At 73.9% G+C, this 19,640-nt stretch carries 18 protein-coding genes; 11 read left to right on the plus strand and 7 right to left on the minus strand.

Features of this window, described 5'->3' with window-relative positions; all coding sequences use genetic code 11:
- Nucleotides 1–131: 131 nt before the first annotated feature.
- The gene (locus tag ACTWP5_RS06210) at nt 132–335 is read left to right on the plus strand and encodes a hypothetical protein (protein ID WP_443219721.1); all 204 of its coding nucleotides are present in this window, start codon (nt 132–134) and stop codon (nt 333–335) included.
- A gap of 49 nt (nt 336–384) precedes the next feature.
- On the opposite strand, the gene ACTWP5_RS06215 is transcribed toward ACTWP5_RS06210, so the two are convergent.
- Nucleotides 385–1,257 (minus strand): class I SAM-dependent methyltransferase, encoded by an 873-nt coding sequence (locus ACTWP5_RS06215; protein ID WP_443219722.1) that lies wholly within the window; start codon nt 1,255–1,257, stop codon nt 385–387.
- Nucleotides 1,258–1,374: 117 nt separating this feature from the next.
- On the minus strand, nt 1,375–2,409 hold the full coding sequence (locus ACTWP5_RS06220) for an AraC-like ligand-binding domain-containing protein (protein ID WP_443219946.1): 1,035 nt from the start codon (nt 2,407–2,409) through the stop codon (nt 1,375–1,377).
- Between the two features lie 304 nt (nt 2,410–2,713).
- Between ACTWP5_RS06220 and ACTWP5_RS06225 the strand changes: the two genes are divergently transcribed.
- The 6 genes from ACTWP5_RS06225 (at nt 2,714) to ACTWP5_RS06250 (ending at nt 9,075) form a co-directional block, all read left to right on the plus strand.
- Nucleotides 2,714–3,661, plus strand: coding sequence for an ABC transporter ATP-binding protein (locus ACTWP5_RS06225; RefSeq protein WP_443219723.1), 948 nt, complete (start codon nt 2,714–2,716; stop codon nt 3,659–3,661).
- The gene (locus ACTWP5_RS06230) at nt 3,658–5,109 is read left to right on the plus strand and encodes an ABC transporter permease subunit (RefSeq protein ID WP_443219724.1); all 1,452 of its coding nucleotides are present in this window, start codon (nt 3,658–3,660) and stop codon (nt 5,107–5,109) included. The genes ACTWP5_RS06225 and ACTWP5_RS06230 overlap by 4 nt, the downstream gene beginning before the upstream one ends.
- On the plus strand, nt 5,106–5,981 hold the full coding sequence (locus ACTWP5_RS06235; protein WP_443219725.1) for an ABC transporter permease subunit: 876 nt from the start codon (nt 5,106–5,108) through the stop codon (nt 5,979–5,981). The genes ACTWP5_RS06230 and ACTWP5_RS06235 overlap by 4 nt, the downstream gene beginning before the upstream one ends.
- A 125-nt stretch (nt 5,982–6,106) precedes the next feature.
- Nucleotides 6,107–7,291: a serine hydrolase domain-containing protein gene (locus ACTWP5_RS06240; protein WP_443219726.1), complete on the plus strand. Its 1,185-nt coding sequence runs from the start codon at nt 6,107–6,109 to the stop codon at nt 7,289–7,291.
- Between the two features lie 26 nt (nt 7,292–7,317).
- Nucleotides 7,318–7,992, plus strand: coding sequence for a pirin family protein (locus tag ACTWP5_RS06245; RefSeq protein WP_443219727.1), 675 nt, complete (start codon nt 7,318–7,320; stop codon nt 7,990–7,992).
- A 126-nt stretch (nt 7,993–8,118) separates the two neighbouring features.
- A complete protein-coding gene (locus ACTWP5_RS06250; RefSeq protein WP_443219728.1) occupies nt 8,119–9,075 on the plus strand; it encodes a pectate lyase family protein in 957 nt (318 codons plus the stop codon).
- Between the two features lie 134 nt (nt 9,076–9,209).
- Here ACTWP5_RS06250 and ACTWP5_RS06255 read toward each other — a convergent pair whose 3' ends face one another.
- Nucleotides 9,210–10,058, minus strand: coding sequence for a serine hydrolase domain-containing protein (locus ACTWP5_RS06255; RefSeq protein WP_443219729.1), 849 nt, complete (start codon nt 10,056–10,058; stop codon nt 9,210–9,212).
- A gap of 140 nt (nt 10,059–10,198) precedes the next feature.
- Between ACTWP5_RS06255 and ACTWP5_RS06260 the strand changes: the two genes are divergently transcribed.
- Together ACTWP5_RS06260 and ACTWP5_RS06265 are read left to right on the plus strand one after the other, a co-directional pair.
- Nucleotides 10,199–10,744 (plus strand): MerR family transcriptional regulator, encoded by a 546-nt coding sequence (locus tag ACTWP5_RS06260; protein ID WP_443219730.1) that lies wholly within the window; start codon nt 10,199–10,201, stop codon nt 10,742–10,744.
- Complete coding sequence (locus tag ACTWP5_RS06265) at nt 10,741–11,808, plus strand: aldo/keto reductase (protein ID WP_443219731.1); 1,068 nt, start codon at nt 10,741–10,743, stop codon at nt 11,806–11,808. The genes ACTWP5_RS06260 and ACTWP5_RS06265 overlap by 4 nt, the downstream gene beginning before the upstream one ends.
- Before the next feature lie 105 nt (nt 11,809–11,913).
- Here the strand turns inward: ACTWP5_RS06265 and ACTWP5_RS06270 are convergent, their stop codons facing one another.
- From ACTWP5_RS06270 to aceE, 4 genes are all read right to left on the minus strand, one after another.
- Complete coding sequence (locus tag ACTWP5_RS06270) at nt 11,914–12,807, minus strand: DUF4429 domain-containing protein (protein ID WP_443219732.1); 894 nt, start codon at nt 12,805–12,807, stop codon at nt 11,914–11,916.
- A 208-nt stretch (nt 12,808–13,015) separates the two neighbouring features.
- A complete protein-coding gene (locus tag ACTWP5_RS06275; RefSeq protein ID WP_443219733.1) occupies nt 13,016–14,239 on the minus strand; it encodes an alpha/beta hydrolase in 1,224 nt (407 codons plus the stop codon).
- Nucleotides 14,240–14,308: 69 nt separating this feature from the next.
- The gene (locus tag ACTWP5_RS06280) at nt 14,309–15,256 is read right to left on the minus strand and encodes a potassium channel family protein (RefSeq protein ID WP_443219734.1); all 948 of its coding nucleotides are present in this window, start codon (nt 15,254–15,256) and stop codon (nt 14,309–14,311) included.
- 241 nt (nt 15,257–15,497) lie between these two features.
- A complete protein-coding gene (gene aceE, locus ACTWP5_RS06285) occupies nt 15,498–18,230 on the minus strand; it encodes a pyruvate dehydrogenase (acetyl-transferring), homodimeric type (protein ID WP_443219735.1) in 2,733 nt (910 codons plus the stop codon).
- A gap of 319 nt (nt 18,231–18,549) precedes the next feature.
- Here aceE and ACTWP5_RS06290 point away from each other — a divergent pair, with 319 nt between their 5' ends.
- A complete protein-coding gene (locus tag ACTWP5_RS06290) occupies nt 18,550–18,984 on the plus strand; it encodes a DUF3052 domain-containing protein (RefSeq protein ID WP_443219736.1) in 435 nt (144 codons plus the stop codon).
- A 160-nt stretch (nt 18,985–19,144) separates the two neighbouring features.
- Nucleotides 19,145–19,603, plus strand: a complete 459-nt coding sequence (locus ACTWP5_RS06295; RefSeq protein ID WP_443219737.1) for a peroxiredoxin — start codon at nt 19,145–19,147, stop codon at nt 19,601–19,603.
- The last annotated feature ends 37 nt before the right edge of the window (nt 19,604–19,640 follow it).

Consider the following 19,640-nt stretch of genomic DNA (forward strand, 5'->3'; position numbering starts at 1 on the left):
CCCCGCGCCACGACGTGGCCGGACGCGTCGGAACGTCATGGCATCGGAGACGCGCTGGTAACGACTTCCCGCCCGGCCACGGGCACGGTGGAGTGAGCAGCGGAAGTCGACGTCGTGAGGAGCTGACGCAGGTGAGGGTCCAGGTCGCCGAGTATCTCGGGTGCCTCGCGGTCACGGTGGCCGCGCTGACCGCCGGGGCGGAGCTCCAGCTGTACGCCGGCCCGCCCGCCATGGACACCGGGCCGTACACGGCGGCACCGGGACCGTGCCGGCAGGGCGCTGGCGCCACCGAGACCGAACCCCCCGGGCGGCACGCCGCGCCGACACAGCCGTAGGACCCATGCCGCAGCCGCCCGCTCCGCGCCCGCGCCGCCGAGGCCGGCGTCACCGCCTGGGGGACACGCACACCTCGAAGAGGTAGCGCTTGGTCAGCCGGCCGCCGTACCGGCCGTCGACCAGGGCCGCGACACACTCCAGCAGCCCCTCCCTGGCGGCCTCCGGCAGCGCCCGGTGGCCGGAGAAGGTCCGCAGCAGCTCCAGATAGGCCGACGTGGTGTACGTGATGTCCTGCTCGTGGCGGCGGACGACCGTGGGGCCGAACCGACCGCTGGCCGCCACCTCCCGCGCGTGGTCGGAGCCGTCGACGTCGGCGGCCTCGGGGAGCCGCAGCCCGGGGGGCGTGGCCGGGTCGAAGCGCTCGTAGCAGCGCTGGACCTCGACGAAGAACTCCTCGGTGCCGCCCCTGACGTGCTGCGTGCGCACCACGGCGAGCGCCCCGCCCGGACGCAGCGCGTCGGCGGCCCTGGCCGTTCGCACGGCCGGGTCGATCCAGTGGAACGCCGTCGCCGAGACGACCGCGTCGAACGGCTCAGGCGGCAGCGGCCAGCTCTCGAACTCCGCCGTCACCACCTCCGCCGCGATCCCCCCGGTGGCGGTGGCGGTGGCGGTGGTGGCGGCCTCGGCCAGCCTGCGACGGGCGACGGCGGCCATGCGCGGTCCGGCCTCGACGGCCGTGATCCGGCAGCCTCGCCTGGCCAGCGGCACCGTCGCCTGCCCGGTCCCGCACCCCACCTCCAGCACGCGGCTGCCGGGGCCGAGGCCCGCGAGGTCCGCGAGGTCGTCGTGGAGCTCCGGCGGGTACGTGGGCCTGGCCCGGTCGTACAGCTCCGCGTCCTCGTCGAAGACCCGGGCGAGGCGTGGCCGCCGGGACTCCTCGGGCTGGTCGTCGCGTCGTGGGCGCGGGCCGTCGTCGGGCATGGGCAGCAGGCTAACGGGGGACCAGGAGCCGTGGAGGGCCGGTGCCGTTCGGCCCGCGGGGCCACCGCGACCATGAGCCGTCGTTCGCCTGGGTGCGACGCGGCCGGGCAGCCGCCGTCACGCGGGGAAGGGGCCCGCCGAGGGCCCTCTCCCGTCCGCCCCGTCCGCCCCGGCGCCGCCGTCGCCGCCGTCGCCGAGGGCGGCCTCGCGGTACTCCGTGGGCGGGACGCCGAAGGCGGCGCGGAAGGAGCGGCTGAAGACCGGAGGGTGGGGGAACCCCCAACGGGCGGCGACGCGGTACACCGGGACGTCTCGCCGCGCGGGGTCGCCGAGGTCCCGCCGCGCGCCCTCCAGGCGGCGCGCGCGGATCCACGCCGCCAGCGTCGTGTCGTGCCCGAGGGTGGCGAAGACACGGTGGAGATGGCTCACGGAGACGTGGTGGGCGGCGGCGATGGCGGCGGGCGTCAGCCAGGGGTCGCCCAGGTGCCGTTGGACGAAGGCGTGGACGCTCAGCGCGAGGGTGCGGGTGCGGACCTCGTGGGGGAGGGTGTCGTCGGCGTCGAGCCGGCGGGCCAGCGTCGCCGCCAGGAGTTCCACCACGACCCTCTCCAGGTGGGGCCCGTCCCCGGCACGGTAGGACGCGGCGTCCCCGACCAGGCGGACGAGCAGCTCCGCCAGCAGCCCGCCGGGCCCCTCGGATCCCGGCAGCCCGTGGGCGACGACCCGGTCCATCTGCGCGGGACGCAGCGGCAGCAGCGCGCGGGGGAGCTCGACGCACACGGCCTGCGCGGACCCGTTGAGGCACTCGTACGGCCGGGAGGTGCTGATGACGTACATCTCGCCGGGGCCGTGCACCGACCGCCGCCCGTTCTGGCTGATCCCCAGCGTCCCGCGCAGCGGAAGACTGAGGTGGTACTCCTCCGGGTCGGCCTCCCGGATCCGCCGGGGTGTCCTGAGCCAGCTCATCGGCTGGCAGCTGCCCCGCCACACCCGCAGCGTCCCGACCCGCAGCGTGCGGAGCTCCCCCTCGAACCGGCTCGCGTGCGCACTGCTCAGGTCCTGCGGGCAGGTCGTCCTCGTCACCAGCTCGCACCAGAAGTCGAAACGCTCCGCCGCGGGAACGTCGCTGGTCCTGAACTCCGACTCAAGCATGGTCAACCCCCGAAACGATCACCAGGACGGGAACACCAGGACAGGAACACGAAGGAGAACGGGTCCCCGAACGAACCGGGCCCCCGAACCCACCGATGCCGCGCGGCGGGGCGGGGACGCGAACGCGCGGGAGACGCGGGGGCGCGAAGGACGCACCCGGGGGCGTCACCCACCCGGACCAACGAGGGCCCCCGCCCCCGGTCACGCGGTGACGTCCCGAGCACGGGTCCCCGTCCCGGGGGAGACGAAAGACGGCTCGGGCGGGTGACGCCCCCGGCCCCGGCCGGTTCGTAGGGTCCCGGACATGACAGCGACGCCAGCACCACCCATCCCCGCGGGCATCGAGGCCCGCGGGCTGCGGAAGCGGTACGGGCCGACCCTCGCCGTGGACGCGTTGTCCTTCGCCGTGCGCCCGGGACAGGTCACCGGCTTCGTCGGCCCCAACGGCTCGGGCAAGTCCACCACCCTGCGCATGATCATGGGCCTGGTCCGACCCGACGGCGGGAGCGCCCTCATCGGCGGCCGGCGCTACCAGGAGCTGCGGACCCCGTTGACGCACGTCGGCGCCATGCTGGACGCCGCCGTCGTCCATCCCGCCCGGCGCGCCCGCGACCACCTGCTGTGGCTCGCGCACGCCGGGGGAGTGCCGGCCCGGCGGGTGGACGAGGTGCTCGACCTCGTCGGCCTCGCGGGCCCGGCCGCCCGCCGCCCGGCCGGCGGCTTCTCCCTCGGCATGCGCCAGCGCCTCGGCATCGCGGCGGCGCTGCTGGGCGACCCGCCGGTGCTGATGTTCGACGAGCCGGTCAACGGCCTGGACCCCGACGGCGTGCGGTGGATACGCGGCCTGCTGCGGTCGTTGGCCGCCGAGGGCCGCGCCGTACTGGTCGCCAGCCACCTGATGAGCGAGCTGGAGGACACCGCCGACCACCTGCTGGTCATCGGCCACGGCCGTCTCCTCGCCGACGCCCCCGTGCGCGAGCTGCGCGCGGCGGCCTCCCGCGACCGGGTGCGGCTGCGCACGCCGAGCCGCTCCGAGGCCATGACCCTGCTCGCGGGCGCGGGCGCCACCGTCGCCGACACGGGCGAGGAGACCGTCGTGGTGACGGGCCTGCCGCCCGAGCGCGTCGCCGCACTGCTCGCCTCCCACGAGTTGCCGGTGCGCGAGATCGCCCCGCACCACGCCTCCCTGGAGGAGGCCTACATGGAACTCACCCGCGACTGCCTCGACTACCGGGCGCGGGAGGAGCGATGACCACGACGACTCCCTACCGCGGCACCGTCGAGCCGGGCGGCGACGGCTTCGGCCGCCTCCTGCTGGCCGAGTGGACCAAGCTGAGGACGGTGCCCCGCTGGCTGGCCACCCTGCTCGCCGTCGTCGTCGTGACGGTGGCGGTGGCCGCGCTCGCCGCGTCCGGCTCGGGCCGGCAGACGGAGAACGCGGGCGGGACCGCCGGCGCACCGGGCGGGGCGGGCCCCGCGCCCGACCTCGACCCGTGGTTCCAGGACCGGGGCTTCTTCCAGCACCGGACCCTCGTCGGCGACGGCGGCCTCGTCACCCGCGTCACGGCGCAGCACGACAGCCACCCCTGGGCCAAGGCGGGCCTGATGATCAGGGCCGACGCCCGGCCCGGCGCCCCCTACGCGGCGGTGATGGTGACCCCCGACCACGGCGTCCGCCTCCAGACCGACTTCACCACCGACATCGCCGCGGACCTCCCGACCGGCGAGGAGGCCCTTCCCCGCTGGCTGCGACTGACCCGCGAGGGCACCACCGTCACGGCCCACCACTCCGTCGACGGCGAGAACTGGCGGCGCGTCGGCGCCGTCGACCTCGACGGGCTCGCCCCCTCGGCGGAGATCGGCCCCTTCGTCGCCTCGCCGTCGGAGGTCGAGGTCGAACGGCGCTTCGGCAGCGAGAGCGTCACGGAGCAGAGCACCGAGGGCACGGCCACCTTCGACCGGACGCGCCTGACGCCGGGCGGCCCGCCCGCCGAGGAGGAGTGGAACCACGCGGGCGACGGCACGGCCGCGCAGTCGGGCGACCAGCTCACCCTCACCGGGCAGGGGGACATCGGACCGTACGCCTTCGCCGACGATCCCACCCGCTCCACGCTCAACGCCGCCCTTGCCGGGATGGTCGCCCTCGTCGCCCTCGCCGTCCTGTCCGTCACCGCCGAGTACCGGTGGGGCGCGCTCGGCGCCACCCTGGCGGCGAGCCCACGACGGGGCCGGGTCCTGGCCGCCAAGGCCACGGTCGTCGGCGCGGCCGGCCTCGTCACGGGCACCGTCGCCGGCCTCGGCGCCTTCCTCGTCGCCGCGCCGATGCTGCGCTCCGACGGCGTCGCGGTCCCGTCGTTGGGCGAGGGCCCCGTGGTGCGGGCCGTGCTGGGCACGGGCGCGTTGCTGGCCGTCGTCGCCGTCCTCAGCCTGGCCGTCGCGACGGTCCTGCGCCGCGCCGCCCCCGCGATCGCCCTGGTCCTGCTGCTCCTGCTGGTCCCGACGGTGGTCGCCACCGGCCTGCCGCTGACGGCCGCGACCTGGCTCGAACGCCTGACGCCGGCGGCCGGGTTCGCGCTCCAGCAGACGGTGGAGCGCTACGACACCGCCATCGCGCCGTGGGCCGGCTTCGGCGTGCTGTGCGGCTGGGCAGCCGTGGCCCTGGCCGGCGCGTTCTGGGCGATCAGGCGGCGCGACGTATGACGCGACGCACGACGCGACGCACGACGCACCGCACGGCACGCCGTGAGACGCACCGCGGGGCGCCGGCCCGGAGCGGCACCGCGCCGGCGCTGTGCTCGGAGTGGACCAAGGCGCGCACCCTGCGCTCGACGTGGTGGCTGCTCCTCGCGCTGGCCGCCGCCACCACGGCGGCGGGCGCGGCGGTCCTCGCCTCCGTCGACACCGGCGCGTGCGCCGCGCCGAGCGTCTGTGACGAGGACACCACCCGGCTGAGCCTCGGCGGGGCGCGCCTGGGCCAGGTGTTCGCGGTGCTCCTGGCCGCCTCGGTGATGGGCGCCGAGTACGGCGCGGCCGGCACGCTCCCGCTGACGCTGGCGGCCACCCCCCGGCGGCACACGGTGCTGTTCGCCAAGGCGACGGTGCTCTCCGGCCTCGTGCTGCTCGCCGGCACGGCGGGAGTTCTCGGGTCACTCGCCGCCGGCCGCCTCCTGCTCCCGGGCAACGGCTTCACCGCCGCGAACGGCTATCCCGCGCTCTCCCTGGCGGACGCCGCGACGCTGCGGGCGGCCTCCGGCACCGTGCTCTACCTGGTCCTGGTCGCCCTGCTCACCCTCGGGGTGGCCGCCGCCGTGCGGGAGACCGCCGCGTCGGTCTCCCTCGTGCTCGGTCTGCTGCTCGTCGCGCCCGCCCTCGTCGCGCTGGTGGGCGAGCCCCGCTGGCACGAGCGGCTGGAGCGGCTCACGCCCATGACGGCGGGGCTCGCCGTGCAGGCCACCGCGCGGCTCGACCAGCTGCCGATCGGGCCGTGGGCCGGCCTCGGCGTGCTCGCCGCCTGGAGCGCCGCCTCGCTGCTGGCGGGCGGCGTGACCCTCGCCCGCCGCGACGTCGCCTGACGCCCGCGGCCGTCTCCGTCCCGCATCCCGCCAGAACCGGCCCGTGTCGGGGCCGGAAGCCGACGCCGACACCCTGCCCGCGCCCCGGCGCGCCCTCACCCACCCACCCATACCGAGGAGACGTGATGCGTCCGATCCGAGCCGTCACCGCCGCCGTCCTGGCCGCCGCCGCGCTCCTGGCCACCGCCTGCGGCGGCGTGGACCGCGAGCGGGAGGAGACCCCGTCCGCCGGTCCCGGTGCCGACGCCGGCACCGGGACCGGCACCGGGACCGACACCGACGCGGGCGGTGCGCTCGCCCGCTACCTCGACGCACACTGGCCCGCCGACGCCCCCGGCACCGTCCTGGTCGCCCACGGCGAGGACACCGTGCGGTGCCAGGCCCGCGGCCTCGCCGACCGGGCCGCGCACACCCCCGCCACCTGCGACACCGTCTACGACATCGGCTCGATCACCAAGTCCTTCACGGCCGCCGCGATCCTGAAGCTGGAGATGATGGGCGAGCTGTCCGTCACCGACCGGATCTCCGCCCACCTCGGCCCCGTCCCCGACGACAAGCGCGCCATCACCGTCCACCACCTCCTCACCCACACCGCCGGTCTCCCCGAGGCACTGGGCGACGACTACGAGGAGACCGGCCGCGACGCGATGGTCGCCGCGGCGCTCCGCGCGCCGCTCCGCTCCACCCCCGGCACCACGTTCCACTACTCCAACGCCGGCTACAGTCTGCTCGCCGCCATCGTCGAACGCGCCTCCGGCACGGGCTACGAGGAGTTCCTGAACGCGCACCTCCTCACCCCGGCCGGCATGACCGACACCGGTTACGTGCTGCCCGACTGGGACCGGGACCAGGTCGCCGTCGAGTACGACGAGCGCGGCGCCCCGCGGGGCCGGCCCCAGGAGCACCCGTGGGCCGCGGACGGCCCCCACTGGCACCTGCGCGGCAACGGCGGCCTGCTCTCCACCGCCCGCGACATGTACCGCTGGCACCAGGCCCTGCGCGGCGACGCGGTGCTCGACGAACACGCCCGGCGGGCGTTGGTCACGCGCCACGTCTCCGAGGGCGGCGGATCCTTCTACGGCTACGGCTGGAGCGTGCCCACCCTCGACGGCGTCGGCGAGGTCGCCACCCACAACGGCGGCAACGGCTGGTCCTACGCCCGGGTCGTCCGCGGCCTGGACGAGGACCTGATGATCTTCTGGGCCAGCAGCCAGGCGCACCGCGCGGGCGGCCCCGGCCAGGGATGGAACCTGGAGGAGACCGACCTCCCGTTCTGTCTCGGCCTCGCCGGGCTGGCGACGGGCGGCTGACGCCCACCTGCGGCTACCGTGGGGCCATGCGCGAGGTGTGGCGAGCCGGCGAGCGGTTCCGGGGCGGTGACCCCGCGGCCGGGATCGACACCCGGCACGCGTTCTCCTTCTCCGGCTTCTACGACCCGGACAACGTCCACTTCGGCCCGTTGACCGCCTGCAACGAGGAGTACCTGGCGCCCGGCGCCGGCTTCGACCCGCACCCCCACCGCGACCTGGAGATCGTCAGCTGGGTCGTCGAGGGCGAGCTGACCCACCTCGACCCGGCCACCGGCGAGACCACCGTCGTGCGCCCGGGGGACGTGCAGCGGCTGACGGCCGGCTCCGGGGTCCACCACGCCGAACGCAACGCCGGCACCAAGCCGCTGCGCTTCCTCCAGATGTGGCTCATCCCGGCGGAGGCCGGCGGGGAGCCCGAGTACGAGGTGGTGCGCGGCATCGCCGACGGTACGCCGTACGCGCTGCCGCGCACCGACGCGGTGCTCCACGTGCGGCGGCTGGTGGACGGCGAGCGCACCGCCGTGCCGGCGGCGCCCTGGGTGTACCTGCACGTCGTGCGGGGCGTCGCGCTGCTGGGGGAGGAGCGGCTGACGGCCGGGGACGCGGCGCGCGTGACCGACGGCGTGGAGCTGGCGGTGGTGGCCGAGGGCGCCGCCGAACTCCTGGTGTGGGAGCTGCACACCGAACCGACCTACGAGTGAACGGCCAGGCACTTGACGTGCACATGCAGTGCCCGTATCGTTCATGACTGTGATCGAAAGCGCTTTCTATAAGAGGCGCTGATCACGTTCCCCCCACCCTTCCTCACCGGAGAGGACGACTCTGGTATGCGCTTGATACCGCGTAGTCGCCGTGGCCTGATCGCCGCGGCCGCAGCCACCGCTCTCGCCGTTCCAGCCACCCTGCTGGCCGCAGGCGCCGGCCAGGCCCAGGACACGCCCCTCCAGTCCGGTCTCGCCGGCTGGGCCACCCAGAACGGGGGCACCAACGGCGGCTTGGGCGGAACCACCGTCAACGTCAGCAACGCCAGCGAGTTCCTGAGCGCCGTCAACCGTTCCGGCGCCACGATCGTGCGCGTCAGCGGCACGATCAACCTGTCCGGCATGAACGACGTGGCCAGCGACAAGACCATCGTCGGCGTCGGCGGCGCCACCATCACCGGCGGCGGCCTGGACCTCAACGGCGTGCGGGACGTCATCATCCAGAACCTGACCTTCCGGGACTGGGACGACGACGCCATCAACGTCCAGGAGAGCTCGACCAACATCTGGGTCGACCACAACACCTTCACCAACGGCTACGACGGAGCCGTCGACATCAAGCGGGAGTCCGACTTCATCACCGTCTCGTGGAACCACTTCCACAACCACGAGAAGTCGATGCTGCTCGGCCACAGCGACGACCACACCGAGGACCAGGGCAACCTGCGGGTGACCTACCACCACAACTGGTTCGACGGCTCCGACACCCGCCACCCCCGCGTCCGCTTCGGCGACCCGGTGCACGTCTACAACAACTACTACTACGACAACGAGTACGGCGTGGCGTCCACCATGGGCGCCGGCGTGCTGGTCGAGGGCAACTACTTCGAGAACGTCGACGAGCCGACCCTGGTCGGCTACGCCTCCTCCGACGACGGCGACGTGGTCCAGCGGAACAACCACTTCGTCAACTCGGGCACGCCCGAGTCGGCCGGCAGCACCTCGTCGATCCCGTACTCCTACAGCCTCGACTCGGCGTCGAGCGTCAAGGGCATCGTGACCTCCGGCGCCGGCGCCGACTGAGCCACGACGGGCTGACAGCCCTCGCGCGTCCCGGCACCGCGGGTCCGCGACACGACCGCCACGGCGGGTGGGCCGACCGGAGGACCGGTCAGGGCACGGCCCACCCGCCTCACGGCCCACCCGCCTCACGGCCGTCAGGCGCCGCCCGAGCCGGCGAGCTCCGCGAGGACCGCGTCGGTGAACGGCGGCCACGCCTCGACAGCCCACGGGCCGAAGGCCCGGTCCGCCAGCGCCACGCAGGCCGCGCCCCCACCGCCGGCCGCGGCCCGGTCCACCCACAGGAAGGTGCCGGCCTGTCCGAAGTGCCCGAAGGTGCCGGGGGAGGAGTCGGCGCCCGTCCAGTGCGGGGACTTGTGGTCGCGCAGGGAGAAGCCGAGGCCCCAGTCGTTGGGCCGCTGGTGGCCGTACCCGGGCAGCACGCCGCTGAGCCCGGGGAAGGCCACGGCCGTGGCCGCGTCGAGGGTCTCGCGGGCCAGCAGGCGCGGTGCGAGCAGCTCGGCGGCGAACCGCGTCAGGTCCGCCAGCGTGGCCACCCCGTCCTTCGCGGGGGAGCCCGCCCCGGCCAGGTGGGTGTCGGTCATCCCCAGCGGCTCCAGCACGGCCTCCCGCAGGTACTCCGCGAAGGGTATGCCCGTGGCCTTGGCCGTGTGCTCGCCCATCACCTCGAAGCCGGCGTTGGAGTACAGCCGGCGCGTGCCGGGCTCGGCCATCACACGGTGCTCGTCGAAGGCGAGCCCGGAGGCGTGGGCCAGCAGGTGCCGCACGGTGGAGCCGGGCGGACCCGCCGGCTCGTCCAGCTCCAGGGCACCCTCCTCGACCGCTATCAGCACCGCGTACGCCGCCAGCGGCTTGGTGACCGAGGCCAGCGCGAACGGCCGGTCGGCCGGCCCGCGGGACCCCGCCACCGCGCCGTCGCCGGTCACCACGGCCGCCGCCGCGGTGGGCACCGGCCAGCCGTCGATCATCTCCAGGCTCGTGAGCATGGCCCCGAGCCTAACGCGGCGCGCTGACACGCCCCCGAACGGCGGCGACACACGGGCGGCGGGGGCGGGAGAAGCGGAAGAAGCGGGAGAAGGGGGGCCAGCTTGCCTGGAGTGCGCTCGAACTCTCTAGCGTTGACGGCATGACGCTGACACGCGAGTCCACCGTCGAGATCGTCGAAGCCGTCGAAGCCGTCGAAGCCGTCGCACCGGAGCTGGAGCCGGAGGAGAACGCCTGCGCCACGGCCGAACGCCCGCACCCGCGCCCGGACGGCCAGGACCGTTACACCATCAGCGAGGTGGCGGCCCACACCGGCCTGAGCGTGCACACGCTGCGCTGGTACGAGCGGATCGGGCTGATGCCGCACGTCGACCGTTCCCACACCGGCCAGCGTCGGTACACCAACCGCGACCTGGAGTGGCTGGGGCTGGTTGGCAAGCTCCGCCTGACCGGCATGGCGGTGGCCGACATGGTCCGCTACGCCGACCTGGTGCGGGAGGGCGACCACACCTACCCCCAGCGTCGCGCCCTGCTGGAGACGACACGGCGCGACGTGCTCAGCCGCATCGCCGAGCTCCAGGACGCCCTCGGCGTCCTGGACTTCAAGATCACCCTCTACACCGACGCCTCGCAGGTCAGCGACCTGCCCACCCGAGAGCCCCACGAAGGGACCGAAGTCTCCGCATGAGCACCGAGCACACCCACGGCAACGGCACCGCCGAAGGCGCCGCACCCGCGCCCCTCCCCACCGCCCGGCTGGGCGGGCAGGGCCCACGCGTCGGAGTGCAGGGCCTGGGCTGCATGGGCATGAGCGCCTTCTACGGGCGCGCCGACGCGGACACCAGCCGCGCCACGCTGGAGCGGGCGCTGGAGCTCGGCGTCACCCTCTACGACACCGCGGACATGTACGGGCTCGGCGAGAACGAGAAGTTCCTCGCGCCGTTCGTCCGCGCCCACCGGGACGAGATCACGATCGCGACGAAGTTCGCCCTCGTGCTCGACCCGGAGAACCCGAGCTACCGGGGCATCCGCAACGACCCGCCGTACATCCGCCAGGCGATCGACGCCAGCCTCGACCGCCTGGGCGTGGACGTGATCGACCTGTACTACATGCACCGGCGCGACCCCGCCGTGCCGATCGAGGAGACCGTCGGCGTCATGGCCGAGCTGGTCGAGGCCGGGAAGGTCCGCCACCTGGGCCTGAGCGAGGTGACCGGCGCCGAGCTGCGCGCGGCGCACGCCGTCCACCCGATCGCCGCCGTCCAGTCGGAGTGGTCGCTCTTCTCCCGCGACGTGGAGCGCTCCGCCGTCCCCGCCGCCGCGGAGCTCGGCGTGGCCTTCGTGCCGTACTCCCCGCTCGGCCGCGGCTTCCTGACCGGCTCCTTCGCCGACGCCAGCGCCGAGCTGGGCGAGGGCGACTTCCGCCGCACCCAGCCCCGGTTCAACGGTGCCAACGCCGTCACCAACCAGGCCCTGCTGGAGCCCGTCCGCGCGCTGGCGAAGGCCCACGGCGTGAGCCTCGGGCAGGTCGCCCTGGCCTGGGTGCAGCAGCGGGCGGCGGTGTGGGGGATGACGGTGGTCCCGATCCCCGGCACCACCAAGCCCACCCGGGTCGAGGAGAACGTGGCCGCCGTCCGCGTCGAGCTGAGCGACGCCGAGCTCGCGTCGCTCGACGACATCGCGGCCCACGTCGCGGGCGACCGCTACCCGGACATGTCCTTCACCTCCAGCGTGCGCGAGGACACCGCGTAGCCTCGGCTCCGGCCTCACCCACGCCCGCCACGGCACGCCCCGGCGCGGGCGACGCGTCCTGGTGGCCGCGCCGGTGGCGGGCACGGCGGCCGGTCCTGGCGGACGTCACAGCTCCGCCAGGAGCTCCGTCTTCTTCGCCGTGAACTCCTCGTCCGTCACCAGGCCCGCCTTGTGGAGCTCGCCGAGGTGGCGGATGCGCTCGGCGATGTCGGCCGGGTCGGCGCGGGGCCCCCGGCGGTCACGGCCGTCCGCCACCGGCGCGTCCACCGGCTCCGCGGCCTGGACGGCCTCCAGCACCGAGGCCGCCAGCGGCAGCGACTCGTGCACCAGGCCGTAGCCGAGGCCGAAGACGACGGCCGCCGGGTCCTGGTCGGCCGGCCCGCCGGTCTGCTCCGGCGCGCCGTCCGGCCCCCGACGGTGCAGTCTGAGGTGGCCGCCGGCGATCTCGGGGGAGCGCCACTCCACCCCGGCCAGCTCGCTGACCGGGAAGGACTGGTCGCCCGCCTTCCACTTCGCCGACGAGGCCCCCGTCCAGAACCACCGGAAGGAGACCACCTTCCCGTCGAAGGAGACCTTGCCGTCGTAGGCCTTGAACTGCAACGGCGCGGCCGGCGCCGGCACCAGGTAACTCGCGCAGTCCTCCCCGGCCTGCGGAGCGAGGGCCGAGCGCAGCTCCGTCGCGTAGTAGTCGGCGAGGGTCTCGCGCTCCGCCGGGAGCGCCAGCCGGTACGGGTCGGCCGCCTGCCGCAGCTGTCCCGCCGCCGCGTCCACCAGCGGATCGGCCCCCGGTCTCGGCACCGCGTGGAGGACCACGGTGCCCTTTCTTCCCCCCGGCTCCAGTGTCACCGACCGCAGCGCCTCGTAGGGGACGCGGCGCTCTCCCAGCACCTGGAAGAGCTTCGGTGTGCGTATTCCCCGTTCGAAGCGGATGAGCACGGAGTCGGTGTCGAACTCCCACCGGGAGTGGTGTCCCGCCAGTACATCACCCATGCGGCTCATCGTAAGGCGCCGAACAGGGGAATCGGACTCCGCCGTACGGTGTGTCATATGCCGTTCCGGCGGCGTTCCCGGGTGTTCGACGGCGGTCGCGCGCCGTCCCGTGCGGCGTGGAGGGCGCCCGAGGGGCCCCGTCACGGCGCGGTCGAGCCGCCACCGAGGCGAGGTTGAGGCACGGTCGAGGCCCGGTCGAGGCGCGCGCGGAGGCCGTTCAGCTCTCGCGCGAGCAGGGATCGAGCGGCGCGCAGCCGTCGACGCCGGGAGCGCAGGTGACGTCGTTGACGGCGCCCGTGCCGATGCGCGCGAGGTTGGCGAGGCTGGTGGTGCCGGGCAGGAAGTATCCGTCGTGCCCCGCGGCCTCCCCGGTGGCCAGCAGTCGCGCGCCGAAGGAGTCGTCCGCCGGGTCACCACCGAGGCCGAGGGGGCCGATCTCGACGTGCGGCACGTCGGCGATCCAGTCGTCGGGCGACCGCATGGCCCACACCCGCGCCGTCGCGTCGAGGTCGTCGACGTCGTCGGCGCGCATGCCGGGGCTGCCGGCCACCGCGATGTCCGTGACCCGTCCCGGCAGCCCCTCGGCGGCCACGCCGCAGACGACCGACCCGTAGGAGTGGCAGGCCAGCACCACCGGGGTGTCGGCGTGGCCGGGCAGCGCGGCCACGGTCCTGGCGAGCCGCTCGGCGCCCTCGGCGGCCATGCCGGCGGTGGCCGCGGACATCGCCACGCCGGGGGGCGCGTCGTAGTCGGCCCAGGCGATGACCGCCGTGGGCTGACCGGGGTCGAGCGCGCGCTGCTCCCGGTAGAGCGCCTCGGCCATGCCCTGGGGGGCGGTGTACTTGTCGGCGGTGCGCTCGAAGTGGACCACGTCGGACCTGACGCCGGGCACGACGACGGAGATCCGCTCGGCGGTCGTCAGGTCGCCGAAGACCTCGGCGGCGCGGCCGTTGCCGCTGGGGTCGAAGGCGAGGATCCGGCGGCCGGGCTCCAGCAACGAGTCGAAGCGGTTCATGCGGCGGCCCGCCCAGTACCGGCCGGTGTCGGAGAGGCGCTCGTCGCGCATGCGCCGGCGTTCCGCGGCGCGGGCGTCGACGAGGGCGTGGCGGTTGGCGCGGTAGCGCAGCCGCACGGGCGTGCCGGGGAGGTTGCCGACGACGAGCGGGTAGTCGGTGACGAGGCGGTCGCGTTGGCGGGGGGTCAGGCCGGCGAAGAAGTCCGCGACCTCCCCGGGCGGGGTGTTCTCGGGGTCGGGCAACGGCCGGCCGGCGAGGCTGGCGCGCTCCCAGGCCCGCAGCTGCACCTCGTAGGGGTAGGGCGCGGCGCCGTCCCCCCTGGCGATCCAGCCGGCCGTGGCGAGGACGGCGAAGACCACGGCGAGCGCGAGCGGGACGCGTCGGAGCAGCCCAGGGGAGGCGTGGATATTCGGACGAACGTTCAAGAGATCCCCCGCGTCAGGTGGTGCCCTCGCATGATAGGGGGAGGCCGGGTGTCGGCCGTGCGAGCGAGGTCACCCGGCGGCGGAGCGGGGGCGCGGCGGCATGCCGTCCGGCGGTGGGCGTCGGGTGCCCCCACCCTCGGCGGGCTCCTCCCCGTCGGACGCGCCACCCGCGGCACGGGCGTCACCCGTGTCGCCGGCGTCGTCCGCGCCCCGCGCCCGCGGGCCCCGTGCCCCGGCCAGCCGCGCCACCTCGGCGCGGAGCGTCCGCACCTCCGCGGCGAGCTCCTCGATGGCCGCGGTCTGGCGCTCGTTCTCGGCGTTGTCGCGCTCGAAGCGGGAGACGAACCAGGCGGCGATGTTGGCGGTGACGACGCCGAGCAGCGCGATGCCCGAGAGCATCAGCCCGACCGCGAGCAGCCGCCCCAGGCCGGTGGTGGGAGCGAGGTCGCCGTAGCCGACGGTGGTCATCGTCGTGAACGCCCACCACATGGCGTCGCCCATGGTGTGGATGGTCGACCCCGGCGCGTCGCGCTCCACCTCCAGCACGGCGAGCGAGCCGAACATCAGCAGCGCGACGCAGGCGCCGACGACGTAGGTCGTCAGCCGCACCTGGGAGGCCAGGCGCGCCCGGTGCCCGACCAGGAGCAGGGCGGAGAGCACCCGCAGCAGCCGGAGCGGCTGGAGGAGGGGCAGCGCGACGGCGACGAGGGCCACCGGATTGCCGCGCAGGAAGGCCCAGCGGCGGCGGGAGAGCCGCAGCCGGATCGCGTAGTCGGCCGCGAAGGCGGCCCACACCAGCCACTCGACGGCCAGGCAGGCGCGGCGCAGGCCGTCGCCCGCGTCGGCGTGCACGATCGGGGTGGCGTAGGCGACGGCGAACGCCACGGCCAGCCAGAGCAGCGTGGTCTGGGTGCGTCGCTCCCACGCCTCCCGCGCGGCCTCACCGACCGCCCCCTCGACCTTCCTCAGCTCCTGCCCGTCCTGCCCGTCCTGCCCGTCCTGTCCGCTCCGCGACATGCGCAGCATCCTAAGGCTGCCCCGCGCTCCCCGGTGGTCTCGCGACGCCCCGCGGCATCTGTCCCGGTCGCCAGCCTGCACGGCTGACTCCCTTCCCGCCTTGCGGAAAGGTGAGCGACGCGCAACGAGGGCGTGCTCCTGCGGGCGCACGGCTCACGCCGGCCGGGGGTGCGGGACGGATGCCCCGCACCCCCGGCACGGCGTCGCTCGTCGGCCCCGTGCGAGCCGGCCCCGTCCGGGGCTACGCGTCGCCGCCGGCCGGGCCCGGGTCCGCCGCGGCCACGTCCAGCAGCTGGTACCGGTCCAGCGCCTGCTTCAGCACCGAGCGGTCGATCCTGCCGTCCTTGGCGAGCTCCGTGAGCACGCCCAGCACGATCGACGGCGCGTCGATGTGGAAGAACCGCCGCGCGGCGCCCCGCGTGTCGGCGAAGCCGAAGCCGTCGCCGCCCAGCGACTGGTACCTGGCCGGCACCCAGCGCGCGATCTGGTCGGGAACGGACCGCATCCAGTCCGACACCGCCAGGACGGGCCCCTCGACGCCCTCCAGCGCCCGCGTGACGTACGGCACGCGCTGCTCCTCCTCCGGGTGCAGGAGGTTGTGCTCCTCGACCGAGACGGCCTCCCTGCGCAGCTCGTTCCAGGAGGTGGCCGACCAGACGTCGGCGCGCACGTCCCACTCCTCGGCGAGCATCCGCTGGGCCTGAAGCGCCCACGGCACGGCCACGCCGGAGGCGAGGATCTGCGCCGGGACGGAGCCGGCCTCCCCCTGGCTGAGCCGGTACAGGCCCTTCAGGAGGCCCTCGACGTCGAGGTTCTCCGGCTCGGCGGGCTGCTGGATCGGCTCGTTGTAGACCGTGAGGTAGTAGAAGACGTCCTCGGAGTCCTCGCCGTACATCCGACGCAGGCCGTCCCTGACGATGTGCGCGATCTCGTACCCGTACGCCGGGTCGTAGGCCACGCAGGCCGGGTTCGTCGAGGCCAGCAGCTGCGAGTGGCCGTCGGCGTGCTGGGTGCCCTCACCGGTCAACGTCGTGCGTCCGGCGGTCGCGCCCAGCACGAACCCGCGCGCCAGCTGGTCGCCCATCTGCCAGAACTGGTCGCCGGTGCGCTGGAAACCGAACATCGAGTAGAAGACGTAGACCGGGATCAGCGGCTCGCCATGCGTGGCGTACGCCGAGCCCGCCGCGATCAGCGAGGCCGTGCAGCCGGCCTCCGTGATGCCGTCGTGGAGCATCTGGCCCGTGGGCGACTCCTTGTACGACAGCAGCAGCTCGCGGTCGACCGACTCGTAGGTCTGGCCCAGCGGGTTGTAGATCTTCGCCGAGGGGAAGAGCGAGTCCATGCCGAAGGTCCGGTACTCGTCGGGCGCGATCGGCACGAAGCGCTTGCCGATCTCCTTGTCCCGCATGAGGTCCTTCAGCAGGCGCACGAACGCCATGGTCGTGGCGACCTGCTGGGTGCCCGACCCCTTCCTCACGGCCGCGTACGCCCTGTCGTCCGGCAGCGTCAGCGGTTTGGCGCGCACCACGCGCCGGGGTACGTACCCGCCGAGCCCGCGCCGCTGGTCGTGCATGTACTGGATCTCCGGCGAGTCCTTGCCGGGGTGGTAGTACGGCGGCAGGCCGGACTCCAGCTCGCTGTCCGGGATCGGCAGGTGCAGCCGGTCCCTGAAGCCCTTCAGGTCCTCGACCGTGAGCTTCTTCATCTGGTGCGTGGCGTTGCGGCCCTCGAAGTTCGGGCCGAGCGTCCAGCCCTTGATCGTCTGGGCGAGGATGACGGTCGGCTGGCCGGTGTGCTCCAGCGCCGCCTTGTACGCCGCGTAGATCTTGCGGTGGTCGTGGCCGCCGCGGCCCAGGTGCAGGATCTGGTCGTCGGACATGTCCGCGACCATGGCGCGCAGCCGCTGGTCGCCGCCGAAGAAGTGCTCGCGGATGTACGCGCCGGTCTCGGTGGCGTAGGTCTGGAACTGACCGTCGGGGGTGGTGTTGAGCTTGTTGACCAGCACTCCGTCCCGGTCCTGGGCGAGCAGCGGGTCCCAGGAGCGGTCCCACACCAGCTTGATCACGTTCCAGCCGGCGCCGCGGAAGACCGACTCCAGCTCCTGGATGACCTTCCCGTTGCCCCGCACGGGGCCGTCGAGCCGCTGGAGGTTGCAGTTGACGACGAAGGTGAGGTTGTCAAGTCCCTCGCGGGCGGCCAGGCTCAGCTGGCCCAGCGACTCCGGCTCGTCCATCTCGCCGTCGCCGAGGAACGCCCACACGTGCGAGCGCGAGGTGTCGGCGATGCCCCGGGCGTGCATGTACCGGTTCATCCGGGCCTGGAAGATCGCGCTGATCGGCCCGAGGCCCATCGAGACGGTGGGGAACTCCCAGAAGTCCGGCATCATCCGCGGGTGCGGATAGCTGGACAGGCCGTGGGGGGCCTTCGACTTCTCCTGCCGGAAGGCGTCGAGGTGCTCCTCGGAGAGCCGGTCCAGCAGGAAGGCGCGGGCGTAGATGCCAGGGGAGGCGTGCCCCTGGAAGAAGACCTGGTCGCCGCCGTCGCCGCCGTCCTTGCCCCGGAAGAAGTGGTTGAAGCCCACGTCGTAGAGGGAGGCGGAGGAGGCGAAGGTGGCGATGTGGCCGCCGACGCCGATCCCGGGGCGCTGGGCCCGCGAGACCATGACGGCGGCGTTCCACCGGGTCGCGTTGAGGACCTTCCGCTCGATCTCCTCGTCACCGGGGAAGAACGGCTCGTCCCTGGTCGCGATGGTGTTGACGTAGTCGGTGCTGCGCATCTCGGGCACGGCGACACGCTTCTCGCGGGCGCGCTCGATCAGTCGGAGCATGAGATAGCGGGCGCGTTCCCGGCCGCGCTGGTCCACGGCCGCGTCGAGCGAGTCGAGCCACTCCTGGGTCTCCTCTGGATCGAAATCCGGGACCTGACTAGGAAGGCCGCCAATGATGATCGGGTTGCGATCGGATCCGGAAGCCACGCTGTTCCTTCACTGTGAGTGTTGTCTGCTCTGCTGGTGTCGCGCCGTCTCCATCGTGTACCCGGGAGCGGTGAAACGTCATCTCTACTGAACGGTAATGCGAGCATCGCGCGACCTGTTAGTCACTCAGTGCCATCAACAGGTGACACGGGATGACGACATTCCGGGCTGTGGACCAGTAGCGTGGATCACGACGTCAACGTTCGGGCGGGCTCGCCGGCGGGTACTTGCGCGATCCGTTCCGCCCGTGTGGACTACGCCCAAGCCGCGCGCACGCGCGGCCCACCGTCAAGCATCCGAGACAGGACAGGAGCGATCCGTGAGCGCGACCGCGGACCACGCGGAGGAGCGGACCAACCCCGCCGCCAGGCTGGGTTTCCAGCCCGGACAGGTGGTCCAGGAGTTCGGCTACGGCGACGACGCCGAACAGGAACTCCGCGAGGGAATCGAGGCCATCACGGGCCAGGAGCTCGTCGACGAGACGTACGACGACGTGCCCGACGCCGTGGTGCTGTGGTTCCGCGAGGATGACGGCGACCTCACCGACGCGCTGGTGGATGCCACCACGATGATCGATCCCGGGGCGCCGGTGTGGCTGCTGACCCCGAAGACCGGCCGGGACGGGTACGTCGAGCCCAGCGAGATCGGCGAGGCGGCCCAGACGGCCGGGTTGGCCCAGACCAGCAGCGTCAGCGCGGGCAGGGACTGGTCCGGCAGCCGCCTGGTGACGCCGAAGACGGCGGGGAAGAAGTAGTCGGCGGCGGTCGCGGCGCGCGGGCGGCGCAGCCCGCCCCGCCGCCCCACCGCCGTCCCTCTCCGCTGCCGCCCCGCTCCGGGGCGGGCGCCGGGCACCGGGGGCGGACAGCGTAGTCTTGGTGGGACGTTTGCCAACTCTTTAAGAAACGGACCCGCCCATGGCGATCGAGCCCGGCACCAAGGCGCCCGACTTCGCGCTCAGGGACGAGCACGGCCAGACCGTCTCGCTGGCCGACTTCCGCGGCCGCAAGAACGTCGTGCTGCTCTTCTACCCCTTCGCCTTCACGGGCGTGTGCACGGGCGAGCTGTGCGCGTTGCGTGACCGCCTGCCCACCTTCGTCAACGAGGGCACCCAGCTGCTGGCCGTGTCCAACGACACACCCTTCGCGCTGCGCGTCTTCGCCGAGCAGGAGAAGTTCGGCTACCCCCTCCTCTCCGACTTCTGGCCGCACGGAACTGTCTCGCGCGCCTACGGCGTCTTCGACGAGGAGAAGGGCTGCGCGGTGCGGGGCACGTTCGTCATCGACCGCGAGGGCGTCGTCCGCTGGACCGTCGTCAACGCGCTGCCCGACGCCCGCGATCTGAACGATTACGTCACGGCGCTCCAGGCGCTGTAGTCCGTGGCCGTTCGTGAGGGAAGCTACGTGTGAGACC

This window comes from Streptomyces sp. 4N509B (assembly GCF_052245655.1).
Classification (GTDB): domain Bacteria; phylum Actinomycetota; class Actinomycetes; order Streptomycetales; family Streptomycetaceae; genus Streptomyces.

What these genes read in the sequence shown, in the direction of transcription:
- ACTWP5_RS06215 (WP_443219722.1), bottom strand. Translation starts at nt 1,257, where the DNA reads ATGCCCGACGACGGCCCGCGCCCACGACGCGACGACCAGCCCGAGGAG.
- ACTWP5_RS06220 (WP_443219946.1), bottom strand. Translation starts at nt 2,409, where the DNA reads ATGCTTGAGTCGGAGTTCAGGACCAGCGACGTTCCCGCGGCGGAGCGT.
- ACTWP5_RS06225 (WP_443219723.1), top strand. Translation starts at nt 2,714, where the DNA reads ATGACAGCGACGCCAGCACCACCCATCCCCGCGGGCATCGAGGCCCGC.
- ACTWP5_RS06230 (WP_443219724.1), top strand. Translation starts at nt 3,658, where the DNA reads ATGACCACGACGACTCCCTACCGCGGCACCGTCGAGCCGGGCGGCGAC.
- ACTWP5_RS06235 (WP_443219725.1), top strand. Translation starts at nt 5,106, where the DNA reads ATGACGCGACGCACGACGCGACGCACGACGCACCGCACGGCACGCCGT.
- ACTWP5_RS06240 (WP_443219726.1), top strand. Translation starts at nt 6,107, where the DNA reads ATGCGTCCGATCCGAGCCGTCACCGCCGCCGTCCTGGCCGCCGCCGCG.
- ACTWP5_RS06245 (WP_443219727.1), top strand. Translation starts at nt 7,318, where the DNA reads ATGCGCGAGGTGTGGCGAGCCGGCGAGCGGTTCCGGGGCGGTGACCCC.
- ACTWP5_RS06250 (WP_443219728.1), top strand. Translation starts at nt 8,119, where the DNA reads ATGCGCTTGATACCGCGTAGTCGCCGTGGCCTGATCGCCGCGGCCGCA.
- ACTWP5_RS06255 (WP_443219729.1), bottom strand. Translation starts at nt 10,058, where the DNA reads ATGCTCACGAGCCTGGAGATGATCGACGGCTGGCCGGTGCCCACCGCG.
- ACTWP5_RS06260 (WP_443219730.1), top strand. Translation starts at nt 10,199, where the DNA reads ATGACGCTGACACGCGAGTCCACCGTCGAGATCGTCGAAGCCGTCGAA.
- ACTWP5_RS06265 (WP_443219731.1), top strand. Translation starts at nt 10,741, where the DNA reads ATGAGCACCGAGCACACCCACGGCAACGGCACCGCCGAAGGCGCCGCA.
- ACTWP5_RS06270 (WP_443219732.1), bottom strand. Translation starts at nt 12,807, where the DNA reads ATGAGCCGCATGGGTGATGTACTGGCGGGACACCACTCCCGGTGGGAG.
- ACTWP5_RS06280 (WP_443219734.1), bottom strand. Translation starts at nt 15,256, where the DNA reads ATGTCGCGGAGCGGACAGGACGGGCAGGACGGGCAGGACGGGCAGGAG.
- ACTWP5_RS06295 (WP_443219737.1), top strand. Translation starts at nt 19,145, where the DNA reads ATGGCGATCGAGCCCGGCACCAAGGCGCCCGACTTCGCGCTCAGGGAC.